13 protein-coding genes and 1 tRNA gene are annotated in these 16,583 nt (G+C 67.6%); 7 read left to right on the top strand and 7 right to left on the bottom strand.

Translation table 11 applies throughout. From position 1 onward, the window contains the following. Positions 1–456: 456 nt before the first annotated feature. Positions 457–1,092, top strand: a complete 636-nt coding sequence (locus ACCQ10_RS12145) for a glutathione S-transferase N-terminal domain-containing protein (protein WP_039407816.1) — start codon at positions 457–459, stop codon at positions 1,090–1,092. 78 nt (positions 1,093–1,170) lie between these two features. Beyond that, positions 1,171–1,611 (top strand): ClpXP protease specificity-enhancing factor, encoded by a 441-nt coding sequence (locus ACCQ10_RS12140; RefSeq protein WP_039407814.1) that lies wholly within the window; start codon positions 1,171–1,173, stop codon positions 1,609–1,611. 489 nt (positions 1,612–2,100) lie between these two features. On the opposite strand, the gene ACCQ10_RS12135 is transcribed toward ACCQ10_RS12140, so the two are convergent. Then, complete coding sequence (locus ACCQ10_RS12135) at positions 2,101–2,445, bottom strand: DUF3301 domain-containing protein (protein WP_372360785.1); 345 nt, start codon at positions 2,443–2,445, stop codon at positions 2,101–2,103. A gap of 295 nt (positions 2,446–2,740) precedes the next feature. On the opposite strand from ACCQ10_RS12135, the gene ACCQ10_RS12130 reads away from it, so the two are divergent. Next, positions 2,741–7,138, top strand: a complete 4,398-nt coding sequence (locus ACCQ10_RS12130) for a DEAD/DEAH box helicase (protein WP_372360784.1) — start codon at positions 2,741–2,743, stop codon at positions 7,136–7,138. On the opposite strand, the gene ACCQ10_RS12125 is transcribed toward ACCQ10_RS12130, so the two are convergent. Then, positions 7,078–7,701: a DNA-3-methyladenine glycosylase gene (locus ACCQ10_RS12125; protein WP_372360783.1), complete on the bottom strand. Its 624-nt coding sequence runs from the start codon at positions 7,699–7,701 to the stop codon at positions 7,078–7,080. The two genes, ACCQ10_RS12130 and ACCQ10_RS12125, sit on opposite strands and share 61 nt — an antisense overlap. A gap of 298 nt (positions 7,702–7,999) precedes the next feature. Between ACCQ10_RS12125 and ACCQ10_RS12120 the strand changes: the two genes are divergently transcribed. Further along, positions 8,000–9,658, top strand: a complete 1,659-nt coding sequence (locus ACCQ10_RS12120) for a methyl-accepting chemotaxis protein (RefSeq protein WP_372360782.1) — start codon at positions 8,000–8,002, stop codon at positions 9,656–9,658. Between the two features lie 11 nt (positions 9,659–9,669). Continuing rightward, positions 9,670–10,179, top strand: coding sequence for a chemotaxis protein CheW (locus ACCQ10_RS12115; RefSeq protein ID WP_372360781.1), 510 nt, complete (start codon positions 9,670–9,672; stop codon positions 10,177–10,179). 37 nt (positions 10,180–10,216) lie between these two features. Here ACCQ10_RS12115 and ACCQ10_RS12110 read toward each other — a convergent pair whose 3' ends face one another. The 4 genes from ACCQ10_RS12110 to ACCQ10_RS12095 all read right to left on the bottom strand — a co-directional run bounded on the left by ACCQ10_RS12110 (position 10,217) and on the right by ACCQ10_RS12095 (position 12,391). After that, complete coding sequence (locus ACCQ10_RS12110) at positions 10,217–11,305, bottom strand: GGDEF domain-containing protein (RefSeq protein WP_372360780.1); 1,089 nt, start codon at positions 11,303–11,305, stop codon at positions 10,217–10,219. 195 nt (positions 11,306–11,500) lie between these two features. Beyond that, entirely contained in the window at positions 11,501–11,677 is a 177-nt protein-coding gene (locus ACCQ10_RS12105) for a hypothetical protein (protein WP_355603607.1), read from the bottom strand. Between the two features lie 150 nt (positions 11,678–11,827). Further along, positions 11,828–11,903 (bottom strand) — tRNA-Ala (locus ACCQ10_RS12100). An 86-nt stretch (positions 11,904–11,989) separates the two neighbouring features. Continuing rightward, positions 11,990–12,391: an H-NS histone family protein gene (locus ACCQ10_RS12095; RefSeq protein ID WP_003485983.1), complete on the bottom strand. Its 402-nt coding sequence runs from the start codon at positions 12,389–12,391 to the stop codon at positions 11,990–11,992. A gap of 220 nt (positions 12,392–12,611) precedes the next feature. Between ACCQ10_RS12095 and ACCQ10_RS12090 the strand changes: the two genes are divergently transcribed. Both ACCQ10_RS12090 and ligD read left to right on the top strand, forming a co-directional pair. Continuing rightward, the gene (locus tag ACCQ10_RS12090) at positions 12,612–12,788 is read left to right on the top strand and encodes a DUF3606 domain-containing protein (RefSeq protein ID WP_068835655.1); all 177 of its coding nucleotides are present in this window, start codon (positions 12,612–12,614) and stop codon (positions 12,786–12,788) included. A gap of 14 nt (positions 12,789–12,802) precedes the next feature. Next, on the top strand, positions 12,803–15,391 hold the full coding sequence (ligD, locus tag ACCQ10_RS12085; RefSeq protein WP_372360779.1) for a DNA ligase D: 2,589 nt from the start codon (positions 12,803–12,805) through the stop codon (positions 15,389–15,391). Positions 15,392–15,472: 81 nt separating this feature from the next. Here ligD and rnd read toward each other — a convergent pair whose 3' ends face one another. Beyond that, positions 15,473–16,567: a ribonuclease D gene (rnd, locus tag ACCQ10_RS12080; RefSeq protein ID WP_372360778.1), complete on the bottom strand. Its 1,095-nt coding sequence runs from the start codon at positions 16,565–16,567 to the stop codon at positions 15,473–15,475. Positions 16,568–16,583 lie beyond the last annotated feature (16 nt).

Here is a 16,583-nt window from a genome sequence, read left to right as displayed (position 1 = left end):
CTCCTCCACCAGATCTAGGTCCGCGCTCATCGTGCGTGCAGTTGTTGCAGTTGTTGCAGTTGTTGCAGTCGTTGCAGCCCGATCCGTCGACCGGCCATCGCAGCAGCCGACCCAGCCCCGCATCAACACGCTAGCTGCCACACCGAACGTCCTGATCGCGTCATGTACCGGTCAAACAGCATCGATACACGGCACATCGACATCGATGCCCATCCAGCTGCCAGCCTCCGTGGACACTGGGCGAGGCGCACGTCGCCGACGCTGGGTCGAGCCGTCAGGTCACGCTCTCCATCCCTGACTGGCCCGCAACATCACCTGCTGCCCAGGTGTCAATGCGCCCTAGCACTCTTGGCTTTTGCGTGACGTGATTGCACACTCGATAGACCGTGGTGACGGTCGGCGTTGGGCCGGCCGCGCCGATGCGGCCGGCGGATTCCGGTCGTCGGAGAGCCTTGAATGGCGACGAGTGTGCGTATGCGGAATACCTTGACTTTGTTTTCGTCCAACGACGACGTGTTGTGCCACCGGGTCCGTCTGGTCCTGGCGGCGAAAGGGGTGACCTACGACCTGGTGCCGGTCGACCCGCAAAATCCTCCCGAAGATCTGATCGATCTCAATCCCTATCATTCGGTGCCAACCCTGGTGGAGCGCGATCTGGTGCTGTACGCGGCCTCGGTGGTCAGCGAGTACCTGGATGAGCGTTATCCGCATCCGCCACTGATGCCGGTCGATCCGTTGTCGCGCGCGCGCCTGCGCCTGGCGATGCTGCGCATCGAACACGATTGGGTGCCACAGGTGCAGGCGATCCAGCTCGGCAACAAGACCCAGGCCGAGGCCGGCCGCAAGCGTCTGAAGGAGTTGCTGACCGCGTCGGTGCCGCTGTTCAAGGCCAGCAAGTTCTTCCTCAATCCGGAAATGAGTCTGGCCGATTGCGCGATGGCGCCGATCATCTGGCGACTGGATGCGTTGGAGATCGGCCTGCCCAAGGATGGCAAGGCCATCGAGGACTATGGCAACCGGATCTTCCGCAATCCCGGTTTCATTCGCAGCCTCACCGAGCAGGAAAAGAAGCTGCGCGACCTGCCGGGCTGATGCGACGGCTGTATGCCAACAGACCGACTTGCGATCCGCTCGCCGCCGTTGCGGGTCGTGTCCGGGTAAAATGACGCCATGAGCGAAGATTTCCCCCGCATGACCAGCCACCGCCCGTACCTGTTGCGGGCCTTGGTCGAATGGATCAACGACAACGGCATGACGCCGCACGTTCTGGTGGACGCAGGACTGCCTGGCGTGCAGGTGCCGGCAAGTGCCGTCAAGGACGGCCGGGTCGTGTTGAACATCGCCGAGCGTGCCGTCGTCGGCCTGCAGGTCGACAACGACAGCGTGAGTTTCACTGCGCGCTTTGGCGGCGTCAGCTATCCCGTCATGGTGCCGATGGCCGCGGTATTGGCAGTGTATGCACGCGAAACCGGGCAGGGCATGGCGTTGCCGGACGACATCCCCGGCACCAGCAGCGAGCCGCCGGATCCCGGCACACCGCCGCCGAGCGCACCGGCGCCGGACGAGCCGCCCAGCGGCGGCAAGCGCCCGCATCTGCGCGTGGTCAAGTAGGCTTACCGACGGTCACGTTCCAGTCCCGGTGGAGCGCGTCCGTCACATCGCGCACGATGCAGCGGATGCTTCGGCGCGTGCGGTTGCCCCGACCAATACGTCGTCTAGCGCGTCATTGAAGGCGCGGCGTGTCTGGTTGCGCGCAGCGACACCGACACGCCCGCTGCCGCATGCCTCTTCGGCATCGAGAGCGACGCCATATCGCGCCTGCTGACGCGTGCCTGGCGGGCGATCCGCTGTGCGCATGCGCGCGGACGCATCGACCGCATCTGCGCGGGGACGAGGTAGAGCTGCCCTGATTGAGGGGTGAGTGGAGACGGATACGAGCCACTGCCGGTGAGCTCGCGGCCAATTGGTCGAACCGTTCCGTACGCCGTGCTGGCTGGCGCAATGCGACCGACCGGACCTTGCAGCGCAGCGGGTTCTCTACGCGTCGTCGCGGTGTCAGGTGTCGCTACGTGGAAGGATGCGCGCAGCGGTCACGGCGCATCATTCCAGCCGCTCCTGCTCCGGATGCAGCGCCCGCACGGTGGCGACCTGCGGACCGGTAAAGGCGATCAGCTGGTCGCCGCGCAGCACCAGCTTGCCGCTGTGGCGGTCCGCTCCGTCGTAGGAATAGTCGAAGCGGAAGGTGCGCTCGAAGCCGAGCCATCCATTGGGCATTCTGCAGATGCGGATGTTGGTGGAGTGCACGCTCTGATCCAGCCACTGCACATCGGCGGCGCGGCAGGCATTGCGGCCGAGGATGTCGGCACGTTCGGCAGCGGCGCGCGAGGAGTTCCAGAACGCGAACAGCGCTGCGCCGGCAATCATGAAGAGAATGAGACTGGGCATGGCAGCCAATGTGCCATGGCGGGCGGCTGGACGACAATCCAGCGGTGCTGCCGCGTTGCAGGTGCGAGGACGCGACGACTTGGACGGCGCGTTTGTCCGCGCGTTCGGCATGAGGTCCTGAAACCCTTACGCAAGCGATCGACTGTCGGTGCAGGACACAACCGCACTAAACCGTTCACGCCCTTGCGTGGGTCAGGCTTGCATGCACGGCATCGCACCCCCATCCAGTGCAGTCCCGCCGAGTTGAATCCGATCGCCGCGCGGCCGGTTGCCGTGGTGGCGTCGGGCACTGCCCATGCATCCTGTTCTGCAGCAATTCCATCCCGTTGTCGCTGCGTGGTTTGCGCAGACCTTCGCTGCGCCCACGCCTGCGCAGATCGCCGCATGGCCGGCAATCCAGGCCGGGCGGCATACGCTGGTGGCCGCGCCGACCGGCTCGGGCAAGACGCTCACTGCCTTCTTCGCGGCCATCGATGCATTGATCCGCGACGGACTCGAGCATGGCGGGATGCTGCCCGATGAGACCCGCGTGGTCTATGTGTCGCCGCTGAAGGCGTTGTCCAACGATATCCATCTCAATCTGGAGGCGCCGTTGCAGGGCATCCGCGCGGCGCTGGCCGCCAGTGGCCTGCCGGATGTGCCGGTGCGCACCGCGGTGCGTACCGGTGATACACCGCAACGCGAGCGGGCGCAGGCGCGGCGCGTGCCGCCGCATATCCTGGTGACAACGCCGGAGTCGCTGTACGTACTGTTGGGGTCGGCCTCCGGCCGCAACGCGCTGCGGCATGTGCGGACCGTCATCGTCGATGAAATTCATGCGGTTGCCGCAGACAAGCGCGGCAGTCACCTGAGCGTGACACTGGAGCGGCTGCAGCGGTTGGCCGAGCGGCCGATCACGCGGGTTGGGCTGTCGGCCACCCAAAAGCCGATCGAGACGGTGGCGCAGTTCCTGGTTGGCGTTGGCGAAGACGGCGTGCCGCCGCCCTGCGAGATCGTGGACATCGGCTACACGCGCGCGCGCGATCTGGCGCTGGGGTTGCCGCCGACCCCGCTGAGCGTGGTGATGTCCAACGACCAATGGCTGCAGGTCTATGCCGAAGTAGCTGCGCTGGCGCAGCAGCATCGCACCACGCTGGTGTTCGTCAACACGCGGCGCATGGCCGAGCGTGCGGCGCGGCATCTGGGCGATCTGCTGGGCAAGCAGCGGGTCGCCGCGCATCACGGCAGTCTGTCGCGCGAGACCCGCCTGCTGGCCGAGCAGCGCCTCAAGGCCGGCGATCTCACCGTGCTGGTGGCGACCGCCTCGCTGGAGCTGGGGCTGGATATCGGCGATGTCGATCTGGTGTGTCAGCTCGGCTCGCCACGCTCGATCGCCACGTTCCTGCAGCGTGCGGGCCGCTCCGGGCACAAGGTCGGCGGCACCCCGAAGGCGCGGCTGTTTCCGCAGACCCGCGACGAGCTGGTCGAATGCGCTGCCTTGCTGGACAGCGTGCGCCGCGGCGAACTGGATGCCTTGCGCATTCCGCTGGCACCGGTCGATGTGCTTGCGCAGCAGATCGTGGCCGAAGCGGCATGCGAGGACTGGGACGAGGATGCGCTGTTTGCGCTGATGCGCCGCGCCTGGCCGTTCGCTCGGCTGAGCCGCGCCACCTTCGACAGCGTGGTGCGGATGCTGTGCGAGGGTTTCAGCACCCGGCTGGGCCCGCGCGCCGGCTATCTGCATCGCGACGCGGTGCATCGTCGGCTGCACGCACGTCGCGGCGCGCGCATGACGGCGCTGACCTCCGGCGGCACCATTCCGGAAACCGGCGATTACAGCGTGGTGCTGGAGCCGCAGGCCGAGAAGATCGGCACGGTGAACGAAGATTTCGCAGTGGAAAGCCTCACCGGCGACGTGTTCCAGCTCGGCAATGCCAGCTACCGCATCCTGCGCGTGGATGCAGGCCGTGTGCGGGTGGAGGATGCCCGGGGAGCGCCACCCAATATTCCGTTCTGGTTGGGCGAGGCGCCCGGCCGCAGCGATGAGTTGTCGGCGGCGGTGTCGCGCCTGCGTGGCGAGATCGCCGCGCGGCTGGACAGTGCCCCGCAGCAGCAGCGCGCGCGTGACTGGCTGTGCGAGACCTTGGCACTGTCTGCCGCGGCGGCGCAGCAACTGGTGGACTACCTTGCCCAGGCGTGCACCGCGCTGGGCGCCATGCCCACCCAGGCGTGCCTGGTGATGGAGCGTTTCTTCGATGCCAGCGGCGGCACCCAGTTGGTGATCCATTCGCCGTATGGCAGCCGCATCAACCGCGCCTGGGGCTTGGCACTGCGCAAGCGCTTTTGCCGCACCTTCAACTTCGAGCTGCAGGCCGCAGCGACCGAAGACGCCATCGTGCTGTCGCTGTCCACCAGTCATAGTTTTGCCCTGGAAGAGGTTGCGCGTTACCTGCATTCGTCGTCGGCCGAGCATGTCTTGATCCAGGCACTGCTGGACGCGCCGTTGTTCGGCGTGCGCTGGCGCTGGAACGCCACCAATGCGATGGCGCTGCCGCGGTTCACCGGCGGCAACAAGGTGGCACCGCAGTTGCAACGCATGAAGTCCGAAGACCTGCTGGCCACCGTGTTTCCGGATCAGGTCGCCTGCGCGGAAAACCTGACAGGCGAGCGCGAGGTGCCGGACCACCCGTTGGTGACCCAGACGCTGGAGGACTGCCTGCATCAGGCGATGGATAGCGAGGGGTGGTTGCAGGTACTGCGCGGGCTGGAATCGGGAGCCATCCGCCTGGTGGCGCGCGATCTGGCCGCACCGTCGCCATTGGCGGCGGAAGCGTTGAACGCGCGTCCGTATGCGTTTCTGGACGATGCGCCGCTGGAAGAGCGGCGCACCCAGGCGGTACAGGGCCGGCGCTACACGCCGCAGAGCAGCGACGATCTGGGGCGCCTGGACCCGCAGGCCATCGCATCGGTCCGCGAAGAAGCATGGCCGCAACCGCGCGATGCCGAAGAGATGCACGAGGCGCTGGTCGGGCTGGGCGTGCTGCCGGTGGACGAGGCGACCGACGCGCAATGGCAGGCCTGGTTGGCCGCGCTGGCCGCCGCCGGCCGCGCCAGTTGCCTGACCATCGACGCTGCGCCCGCGCTGTGGATCAGTGCCGAGCGCATCGAGTGGTTCATGCCGCTGTATGCCGGCGCCGTGGCGCAACCGCCATTGCAGGTGCCCGCCGATTGCCGGGTGCCCGACTGGGAACGCGACCGTGCGGTGCGCGAGCTGTTGCGCGGGCGGCTGTCGGCTGTGGGCCCTGCGCAGGTGGGCGGGCTTGCGGGCGCCCTGCGCCTGCCCGAAGCGGAAATCGCCCTGGCGCTGCTGGCCTTGCAGCGCGAAGGCTATGTCATGGCCGGGCAGTTCAGTGCGCAGGCCGCATCGCAGGAGTGGTGCGAGCGCCACCTGCTGGCGCGCATCCACCGCTACACGCTGGGGCGGTTGCGGCGTGAGATCGAGCCGGTCTCGCAGCGCGACTACGCCCGCTTCCTGTTCGAATGGCAGCATCTGGACAGCGCCAGCCGGGTCGCGGGCCCAGATGCGCTGGCGGGCGTGGTGGGGCAACTGGAAGGGTTCGAAGCGCCGGCCGTGCTGTGGGAAGGCGAATTGCTGCCGGCGCGCGTGCGCGACTACCAGCCGGCCTGGCTGGACGAACTGTGCACCGCCGGGCGCACCGTGTGGGCGCGCCTGCGGCCCGGCGGCGGGCGCAGCGGCGCGGCGCTACGGGCCACGCCCATCGTGCTGCTGCCGCGGCGTGAGGCGCAACGCTGGGGCGGGTTGGCACGTGCGGCCGACGACGAGCCGCTGGGTTCGCGCGCGCAGCGGGTGGTGGATGTCCTCCAGCAGCAGGGCGCGCTGTTCTTCGACGAAATTGCCGATGCCGCGCATCTGATGGGCACCGAGCTGGAAGATGCCTTGAGCGAACTGGTGATGCGCGGCCGCGTGCATTGCGACAGTTATGCCGGGCTGCGCGCGCTCCTGGTGCCGGCCTCCAAGCGGCCGTCGGCCCTGTCGCGCCAGCGGCGTCGCGCCAGTGCGCTGGGCATCCGCGATGCCGGCCGTTGGGCGCCGGTCCGTGCGCCTGCGGAGTTGCCGCTGGCCGAGGCCGGCGAGCGGCATCAGGAGATGCTCGAACACGTGGCGCGCACGCTGCTGCGCCGCTACGGCGTGGTCTGCTGGCGGCTGCTCGAGCGCGAGGCGGCGTGGTTGCCGCCGTGGCGCGAATTGCTACGCATGTACCAGCGCCTGGAAGCGCGTGGCGAGATCCGTGGTGGCCGCTTCATTGCCGGCCTGTCCGGCGAACAGTTCGCGTTGCCGGAGGCGATTGCCGCACTGCGCCGCGTGCGGGCGCAGGCGCCGCAGCAGCAGTGGGTCTGCGTGAGCGCCAGCGATCCGGCCAATCTGCTGGGCAGCCTGCTGCCCGGCGAACGCGTCGCGCGGGTACCCGGCAACCGCGTGGCCTCGCTCGATGGCCTGCCGATGGCGGTGTGGGCGGCAGACCGTTTCCAGCCACTGCAGGAACTCACGCCGGAACAGTCCGGGCAGGCCTTGCGCCTGCTGCAACGCGGGCCTGGTGCCGCCGAGCCGACGCCGATGGAGCAGTGGCTGGCTCAGTCGCCCGCCACCGGCGCACGGGTGCCGGTGACGCGTGGCAGCGGGCGCGACAGATAGGCACTGTCCGGGACCACCCAGCGCCAGGGCAGGTCGACCGCCTTGCGGATGCCGATGCGCGGCGTCGCCAACGGCACCGACGGGGGCGGCATGCCGTCATCCTCCACCCACAGGCGTGCCGTGGCAGCGGTCAGGTCCAGCCCGTTGTCCGCCGCGGTTACGCCGAAGGCCTGCGCCAGGCGGCCGGGGCCGGTGGTCAACAGCCTGGCCGCCGCGGTGCCACCACGCGCGGCCTGCATGGCCTCCAGCCCGGCCAGCGGCTGCAGTGCGCGGATCAGCACCGCATGCCCCGGGGCGCCGCCGCACACGGCGTTGATCGCCCAATGCATGCCGTAGATGAAATACACATACAGGTGCCCGGGGGCGCCGTACATCACCTGCGTGCGCGGGGTCATGCCGCGGAACGAGTGCGCGGCCGGGTCTTCGCTGCCGCAATAGGCCTCGACCTCGGTGATGCGGCCGCGCCGGCCGTCTGCACTGACCAGCACCTTGTTGAGCAGGCGAGGGGCGACCTGGCGCGCATCGTGGGCGTAGAACGTGCGGGGTAATGGCGTGGACGACATGCTGCAAGCCTAGCGGCCGCGCCGTGATGTCCCTGCGGACTGTCCTGGACAGTTGGGCGAGCGGGGGTAGGGGTTTTCCGAATGGAGACGCGCAGGAGCGTCTGACCTGTCACAAAAGCGCATATCCAATCGGCTGAATAGGCGCCGCGGCGCCGCTCGCATCTCAAGCGGGTTTTGCCATCGCCGATAGCTATCAACGATTGGTTAGACGCGTCCGCATCCCTGTGATCGGCACGCCCAGCACGGTCGATTGCCATGCACTGCATGTCGCCCACGCATCACTCACGAGAACTCCCCAATGTTAGGCAACTTCAAAATCGGAACCCGGCTGATCGTGGCGTTTCTGATCGTCTCGGCGATCGGCGCATGTATCGGGTGGGTGGGCTATTCCAATTCCGGGCGCATCAGCGACCTGTCGACCTCGCTGTACGAACGCGAGTTGCTTGGCTTGTCCAACGTCAAGGAAGCCAACATCAACCTGATCTATGCCGGCCGCGCACGCGCCAACCTGCTGCTGGCCAGCAGCGCAGAAGAGCGCCAGTCGCACGTGCAGAACATCGACAAGTACACCGCCAAGGTGGTCGATTACATGACCCGTGCACGCGGTAGCTTCCAGACCGAAGAGGGCAAGGCCAAGCTGGCGCAGTTCGACCGCGCGTGGCAAACCTATCTGGATGAGCGCGGCCGCTTTATCGAAGCCGCCAATCGTGAAGCATTGCGCGAGGCCAACCCGGAACTTGCCGCACTGTCGCGTGCGGTACGCGCCAGCTCGGACGAAGTGGATGCCTTGATGACCGACCTGAGCGGCCTGCGCGAACGCAGCGCGGCCTCGGCCAATGCGGAGACCGGCGCCATCCATGCACGCAGTTCCAAGCTGTTGATCGCCATCATCTGCAGCGGCGGATTGCTGGGCGCCGTGCTGGGCGTGGTGATCAGCCGCAGCGTCACCGGCCCGATCCGGCGCGCGGTCACCGTGGCCAACGGCCTGTCCGAAGGCGACCTGACCATGCAGATCGATGTGCACGGCCGCGACGAAACCGCGCAATTGCTCGAAGCGATGCGCACCATGGTGCAGAAGTTGTCGCAGGTGGTGGGCGAGGTGAATACCAGCGCCGAAACCCTGGCCAGCGCCTCCGAAGAAGTCAGCGCCACCGCGCAGTCGTTGTCGCAGGCCGCCAGCGAACAGGCCGCCGGCGTCGAGGAAACCAGCGCGTCGCTGGAGCAGATGACCGCCTCGATCAGCCAGAACACCGAGAACGCCCGCATCACCGACGGCATGGCCACCCAGGCCGCCAAGGAAACCATCGAAGGTGGCGAGGCGGTGGTTGCCACCACCCAGGCGATGAAGCAGATCGCGCAGAAGATCGGCATCATCGACGACATCGCCTACCAGACCAATCTGCTCGCGCTCAATGCCGCGATCGAAGCCGCACGTGCCGGCGAGCATGGCAAGGGCTTTGCGGTGGTCGCCGCCGAAGTGCGCAAGCTGGCCGAACGCAGCCAGGTGGCTGCGCAGGAGATCGGCGAGGTGGCCGGCTCCAGCGTGGAACTGGCCGACCGTGCCGGGCGCCTGCTCGATACCATCGTGCCCAGCATCAAGCGCACCTCCGACCTGGTGCAGGAGATCTCCGCCGCTTCCGAAGAGCAGTCCTCCGGCGTCAGCCAGATCAACTCGGCCGTGGTGCAGTTGAGCCAGACCACCCAGCAAAACGCCAGCGCGTCCGAAGAACTGGCCGCCACGGCCGAAGAGATGAGCGCGCAGGCCGAACAGCTGCAACAGAGCATGGCCTTCTTCCGGTTGGGCGGGCAGGGCACCGCAAGCACGCCGCCCAAGCGCGGCAAGCAGGTGGCTGCACGCCCGGTCCGTGCGCCCGGTACCCGTGGCTGGCGCAGCAGCGCCGCGCCAGCCTATGCGATGTCCGAGGGCCCGGACGAAGGCCAGTTCGCCCGCTTCTGAGAGACCGATCGATGACCGCACAGACTTCCGATGGCATGCCGGGCGACGCCGACGCGGCCGCCCAATACCTCACCTTTCAGCTGGACGGCGAAACCTTCGCCACCAGCATTCTCGGCATCCGCGAAATCATCCAGTACCGCGCGCCCACGCCGGTGCCATCGATGCCGTCTTGCGTGCGCGGGGTGATCAACCTGCGTGGCGCGGTGGTGCCGGTGGTCGATCTGCAGGCGCGGCTGGGGCGTGCCGGCGGTGCCATCAACAAACGCAGTTGCATCGTGATCCTGTCCACCGGGCAGGCGCAGGGCACGCAGGCGATCGGGGTGCTGGTGGATGCGGTCAATGCCGTGATCGAGCTGGCCGACCAGGACATCGAAGCGGCGCCGGCCTTCGGCACGCATATCCGCCGCGATCTGCTGCGCGGCATGGGCAAGGTGGGCGAGCGCTTCGTGGTGCTGCTGGACATGGAGCAGGTGCTGCAGGTGGACGAGATCGCCGGCACTGCCGACGCGCTGGCTGCCTGAGCGGCGCAGATCACCGATACAGGAGCGGGCGCGACGCTCAGTCGTGCAACTGCCATCCGCTGAATCGGTGCGCACGGTTGCGCCCGTCGCGGACCGCACGCTGCAAGGCATGCCGGGCGCGCGCCAGCAGGATGCTGCCGTCCGGCGCCTCGCCCGCTGCCACATCGACCAGCCCGACGCTGATGGTCAACGCGCCGATGGGCCAGGTCGCCGCTTCGATGGCCTTCCGGATGTCGTCGGCGGCCTGTGAGGCGGCCGATGGCGAGGAGCTGGCAAGTGCCACGCAGAAGCGGTCGCCGTCCAGCCGCGCCACGAGCGCGGAGGGCGGCAACCGGGTCTCGATCAGCTGCGCGACCTGGGCCAGGGTCGCGTCGGCCGCGGCCGCACCCGCCTGCAGCTTGCGGCGCTTGAAGCCGTCCAGATCGATCAGCAATAACCCCAGCGCGTGCTGCCCGGTCTCGTCTGCGCGCATGGTCGCAAGCTCCTGCAAGCCGCGCTCCAGCCCGGCGCGGTTCCAGAGCCCGGTGCGTTCGTCGCGCAATGCGTCCAGCTCCACCAGCCTGGCCGCACGCCGCAGCTCGATGGTGTCCACTACCTGCCGGGCCAGTGCGCGCAGCGCGTCGCGCTCGGCACCGGACAGACGCCGCGGCGTTCGGTCGAGCACGCACAGGGTGCCCAACGCAATGCCGTCGGACGTCAGCAGCGGAGCGCCGGCATAGAAGCGGATCTGCGGCTCGCCAGTGACCAGCGCGTTGTCGACGAAGCGCGCATCCAGATGGGTGTCGGACACTTCCATCAGCTGATCGGGTTCGAGAATGGCGTGCGCACAGAACGACAGCGTGCGCGGCGTTTCAGCCGGCTGCATGCCGATACGTGACTTGAACCATTGCCGCTGCGTATCGACCAACGAAATCAGCGCCATCGGCGTGCGGCACACGGCTGCTGCGTCGGCGGTGAGCGCGTCATAGGGCTGCTCGGCAGGGGTATCCAACAGCTGATAGGCGTGCAGCGCCGCCACACGCTCGTCCTCGTTGGCCGGTGCGCGCGCACCCAGCACCGCGCCGACCTCGCCCGGCAACAGGGTCGCGTGGATCAAATGCAACGCGGGCGCGTCTGGAAGCTGCATGCAAGGCCTTTGCAACAAGACGCCATCTAGGCGTGGAAATATCGGCGGCAATGATCGCTGCCGTGGTGCGAGCCGGCCATCCGGCAGTCGCCGACCGCCTGGCGGCCAACGTGTCCGGATCTTGCCATATCCCGGGGCCGCGGCAGGCGGCCTCGATCCCAGTCCGGCCGTGCCACGGGCGATTAAGCTGGACGATTACCCGCCCTGGCCAACGTTGCCCTTAGGGCGACGGCTGTGCTCGTCATGCACCTTGAGGTCTTCCTGGCCTGGGCGTTGCTTGGCCGCTTCGTCCTGCTTGCGCGACTCCTGGCTCTCGGAGACGCCACTGGCGTCGTCGGCGTCGGTGTCGGGTGGGCGCTGTTGGTTGCTCATGGCGTCGGCTCCGGTGTGTTGGTGCGGCGCACGTTAGCGCAGCGGGTGTGATCCCGGTGCCATGGCGGCGGCCGCCCGGCACGCACGCGGGGGTGCCCCCATACGCAAGAGCCCCGGACGCGGATGTCCGAGGCTCCTGGTTTGATGCAGTGGTGGAGCGGAAGGGGATCGAACCCTCGACCTTCGCGATGCGAACGCGACGCTCTCCCAGCTGAGCTACCGCCCCACGTGTCTCGATTCTAACCACATGCCAGGCGGTTCGCCAAGACAACGGGCGATCGACCGCGCGGCAAGGGCGCGATCCTGCGACGCTTACTCGCGTACCAGCGGGAACTTGAGGTCCGGGTTCTTGGCCTTCCATTCCTTGTACGACACCGAGCCTTCCCACGCGGCAAAGGCCTTCGGGGTACGGCCACGGCCGGACCAGGTCTCTCCGGTGTGCGGCAGTTCGTACTTCGGCTTCACTTCGCTGCGGCCGCTCTTGACCACTTCCTTGCGCGCAGCGGTGGTGCCCAGGTAGGCGGCGATGTCGTTGCGTTGCTTGGTGTTGAAGTGGCCGGCGAACTGCTCGAGCAGCGAGACGATGGTGGCATGCGCAGAGGATGCCTCGCTCGCGCGCTCGGTTTTCTCCTGTTCTTCCAGCTTCTGCAGCTCGTCCAGCAACTTGGCTTTGGCTTGCGCGATGGAATCCAGTTTCGAAGAGGTATTGCTCACAGAGGTATGGCCTCGGAATAAAGAGTGGAGACGCTGCCCTAGGGGCGCGCGCCATTATGGCATGCGGCCCGGGGGCGGCCGCTGCGGGTGCGGTTGCTTGCACATGGCGTGAACAGGCCTTTCACGAGATCTGTTCGGCCGCTTTCGCATCGTCGTTGCAGGCGTTGTCCAGCTTACACGCACGCCAGCAAACCCGACCACGACGATACAGGAGCCAGCGATGAGCGACGACAAACACAACACCGGCTCGCCCGACCGCGACCGCATCAATGTCAACGAAGCCTATGAGCTGCAGTACTGGACCAAGGCGCTGGGCGTCAGCGCCGACGAACTGCGCGCTGCCGTAAAACAGGTCGGTCCGGTCGCTGCCAGCGTGCGTGAGCATCTGCGGAAGTAGGCCCGGCAACCCCGATGAGCCTGAGCGAGTATCGCCGCAAGCGCAGCTTCGACAAGACCCGCGAGCCCGAGCCCGGCAAGACCGTGCCCGCCGGGCAGCGCGCGATCTTCGTGGTGCAGCTGCACCACGCCAGCCGGCGTCATTACGACTTCCGCCTGCAGGTGGGCGATGCGCTCAAGAGCTGGGCGGTGCCGAAAGGGCCGAGCTATGACCCCAAGGTCAAGCGCATGGCCGTGGAGGTGGAGGATCACCCGGTCGACTACGCAGAGTTCGAGGGAGAGATTCCCAAGGGCGAGTATGGCGGCGGCCACGTGGCCCAGTTCGACCACGGGGTATGGGCCACTGCTGGCGACCCCGAGGCGCAATTGGCCAAGGGGCATCTGCGGTTTGAGTTGTTCGGCAGCAAGTTGAAGGGCGGCTGGCACCTGGTACGGTCCGGCAAGCCGGCGCGGCAGCCGCAGTGGTTGCTGTTCAAGGAAGACGACGCCTATGCCGGCACGCTGGAGGCCGACGACCTGCTGGCCGATGTCGCTGCCGCGCCAGCCGCCGATGTGCGTCGCGCCGGTGCCGGCAAGGCCGGGCGCAAGGCACTTACGCACGTGCCTGCGCCGGTCGCCGGCAAGCGCCGGGACTGGGCGAAACAGGCGCTCGCCCTCAGCAACGCGCGCCGCGCCGAGCTGGCCGATGCGCCGTTCGAGCCGCAGCTTGCCAAGCTGGGCCAGGCGCCCCCCGATGGCGCGCAGTGGGTACACGAAATCAAGTGGGATGGTTACCGGATCCTTGCGACCGTGAGCGACGGGCAGGTGCGGTTGTGGTCGCGCAATGCGCTGGAGTGGACCGACAAGACGCCCGAAATTCGCGATGCGATCCAGTCGCTGGGTCTGCGCTCGGCGCAACTGGACGGCGAGCTGATTGCCGGGCGCGGCACCAAGCAGGACTTCAATCTGCTGCAGGCGACCTTGTCCGGTGAGCGCCAGATGCCGCTCGCGCTGGCAGTCTTCGATCTGCTGCATGTGGACGGCGTGGACATCAGTCAGGCGCCCCTGATCCAGCGCAAGCAACTGCTGCAGGAGGTGATGGCCGCCGCGCCGACGGCGCACCTGGCGTACAGCTCGCATGTGGAAGGCGACGGACAGCAGGCGTTCCGCGTCGCGGGCGAGCAGCATTTCGAAGGCATCATCTCCAAGCGTGCGGACCGGCCGTATCACGGTGGGCGCAGTGACGACTGGCGCAAGACCAAGCAATTGGCCAGCCAAGAATACGCGGTGGTGGGCTATACCGCGCCCAAGGGCAGCCGCACGGGGTTCGGTTCGCTGCTGCTGGCCACACCCGACCCGGTGCACGGCTGGCTGTACGTCGGCCGGGTGGGATCGGGCTTTTCCGATGCGCTGATGCGCGAGGTGACGCCGCAGCTGGAGGGCGGCACGCGGACACCCACCGCCCATGTGCCGACCGACGATACCGATCTGCGCGGCGCAACCTGGTTTGCGCCGCGGTTCGTGGTGGAGGTGTTCTATCGCGGCATCGGTGGTCAGCAGCTATTGCGGCAGGCCTCATTCAAGGCGCTGCGCCCGGACAAGCGCATTGCCGACCTGGCCGACAGCGATGCGGCTGGCGGTGCGGCGGCCGGTCTGCGCAAGACGCCCTCGCGCCGGTCCGAGGGAGCGCCTACGTCGTCGCCTGCATCGTCTCCGCCGCCCAGCGCGAAAAGCGCGACGTCCGCGTCCACTTCGGCGGTGCCGGCGCTGTCCAGTCCGAGCAAGCTCATCTACCCGGATATCCGTGCGACCAAGGGCGACGTCTGGGACTACTACCAGGCCGTAATGGACCATCTGCTGCCGGAAATCGTCGGCCGCCCGCTCTCGATCATCCGCTGCCCGAACGGGGCAGAGAAGCCGTGCTTCTTTCAGAAACACCACACCGCCGGGCTGGAGCGCGTCAGTTCGGTCAGGTTGAAGGAAGACACCGGCACCAATGCCTATTACCTGGTCGTGGACGATGCGCCCGGGCTGCTGGAGCTGGTGCAATTCAACGCGCTGGAGTTCCATCCCTGGGGCTCGCATGCTGCCCGCCCCGATGTGGCCGACCGGGTGGTGTTCGACCTGGACCCGGGCCCGGACGTACCGTTTGCCGAGGTCAAGCGCGCGGCGACCGATATCCGCAAGCTGCTGGCGCAGCTGGAACTGGAATCGTTCCTGCGCGTGTCCGGCGGCAAGGGGCTGCATGTGGTGGTGCCCCTGAACCCGGGCTGCGACTGGGGCCTGACCAAACGCTTCGCCAAGGGCTTTGCCGATGCGCTGGCGCAGTCGGAACCGGAGCGCTTTGTCGCCACCGCGACCAAGCGGTTTCGCAACAAGCGTATCTTTGTCGATTATCTGCGCAACGGTCGTGGCGCCACGGCGGTGGCATCGTATTCGCTGCGGGGCCGGCCCGGCGCACCGGTGGCCTTGCCGCTACAGTGGTCGGATCTGCCCAAGCTGCACCGTGCCGACGCATTCACGCTACGCGATGTACCGGAGAAACTGCGCCGCCGGCGCAAGGACCCATGGGCAGACATGGATCATATCCAGCAGAACCTGGCACGTTGGGCGGCGCAGGACTGACGCCTGCCAGGGGATCGCAGGTGGGCCGATGCACGCAATGAAAAGCCCGCATTGCTGCGGGCTCTTTGCATGAAGCCGATCTTACTGCGCGGCAGGATCGGCCAGCAGCGGCAGCAGTTGTGCTTCCAGCAGCTGCCGGCGCCATTGGCCCAGGGCGGCGGGCCAAGCGTGTTGCTCGATCAGCGCTTCCAGATGTCGCCGCGAAGCGAGCAGGCCGTCCGGCAGGCCCAGTTCGCGACTGCGCTGCGCCACGGCGTCCTGCAGGCGCTTGAGCACCGCCTTGTTTCCATCGGTGGCCGCCTGCGCCAGCGGGGCGCTGTCTTCGTCCGGCAGCGGCGTGTTGAGCGCCTCCCAGACCGCAGCGGCGAGTTTGCGCGGGGCCTTGGGGAACTTGTCGAACTGGCGCAGCAGCGCGTCCAGGTCCGCGGGCGGAAACCGCGCCAGCTGGCTGGCCAATTCGTTGTCCAGGATCCAGCTGCGCGGACGGTCGCTCTGGCGCGCCTGCAGATCGCGCCAGCGCAACAGCCGCAGCAGCCGACGTTGCGCGGCCGGCTCCAGGAACTGCGCGGTGCGCAGGCTCACATGCGGCCAACGTTCGCCATCGTCGTGCTCGACGGTGGCCAGCAGCCGCTCGGCATCTTCGGCCAGCCAGCCCAGGCGGTGCTGCTCGGTCAGGCGACGGGTCAGCTCATCGTGCAGCGCAAACAGATAACGCACGTCGTCGGCGGCGTATTCCAGCTGCGACGGAGAGAGCGGGCGGCGCATCCAGTCCGAGCGCGTCTCGCCCTTGGTCAGCAAGGTGCCGGTCACTTCCTGCACCAGTTTCTGATAGCCCATGCCGCCGCCGACACCGGCCAGGGCGGCAGCGATCTGGGTGTCGAACAGCGGCCGCGGCAGCACCCCGCACGCGCACTTGAAGGTGACCAGGTCTTCGCTGGCGCTATGCATCACCTTGACGATGTCGGTGGCGGTCAACCACTCCTTGAGCGCCGCGTTCATGCCCGGGATCAGCGGATCGATCAGCAGGATCTCCTCGCCGATGGCCATCTGCACCAGCGCCAGCTGCGGCCAGTAGGTGCGTTCGCGAATGAATTCGGTATCCAGGCCGATGCGCGATGGGCGCGCTGCCTGCAGGCGCTCGGTCAACTCGGAGGGGTGGGTGATCCAATGGGGCACGTGATTTCCGTCGACA

Source organism: Xanthomonas sp. NCPPB 1325 (assembly GCF_041477645.2).
In the GTDB taxonomy this organism is placed as follows: Bacteria; Pseudomonadota; Gammaproteobacteria; order Xanthomonadales; family Xanthomonadaceae; genus Xanthomonas; species Xanthomonas cannabis.
Note: the sequence above shows the minus strand (reverse complement) of the source record. Positions and strands in the feature narration are given on the sequence as shown.

Bases quoted from the DNA above. Each gene is read 5' to 3' on its own strand.
- ligD (WP_372360779.1), top strand. From the start codon at position 12,803: ATGAGCCTGAGCGAGTATCGCCGCAAGCGCAGCTTCGACAAGACCCGC.
- ACCQ10_RS12110 (WP_372360780.1), bottom strand. From the start codon at position 11,305: ATGCAGCTTCCAGACGCGCCCGCGTTGCATTTGATCCACGCGACCCTG.
- ACCQ10_RS12120 (WP_372360782.1), top strand. From the start codon at position 8,000: ATGTTAGGCAACTTCAAAATCGGAACCCGGCTGATCGTGGCGTTTCTG.
- ACCQ10_RS12140 (WP_039407814.1), top strand. From the start codon at position 1,171: ATGAGCGAAGATTTCCCCCGCATGACCAGCCACCGCCCGTACCTGTTG.
- ACCQ10_RS12130 (WP_372360784.1), top strand. From the start codon at position 2,741: ATGCATCCTGTTCTGCAGCAATTCCATCCCGTTGTCGCTGCGTGGTTT.
- ACCQ10_RS12115 (WP_372360781.1), top strand. From the start codon at position 9,670: ATGACCGCACAGACTTCCGATGGCATGCCGGGCGACGCCGACGCGGCC.
- ACCQ10_RS12105 (WP_355603607.1), bottom strand. From the start codon at position 11,677: ATGAGCAACCAACAGCGCCCACCCGACACCGACGCCGACGACGCCAGT.
- ACCQ10_RS12135 (WP_372360785.1), bottom strand. From the start codon at position 2,445: ATGCCCAGTCTCATTCTCTTCATGATTGCCGGCGCAGCGCTGTTCGCG.
- ACCQ10_RS12125 (WP_372360783.1), bottom strand. From the start codon at position 7,701: ATGTCGTCCACGCCATTACCCCGCACGTTCTACGCCCACGATGCGCGC.
- ACCQ10_RS12090 (WP_068835655.1), top strand. From the start codon at position 12,612: ATGAGCGACGACAAACACAACACCGGCTCGCCCGACCGCGACCGCATC.
- ACCQ10_RS12145 (WP_039407816.1), top strand. From the start codon at position 457: ATGGCGACGAGTGTGCGTATGCGGAATACCTTGACTTTGTTTTCGTCC.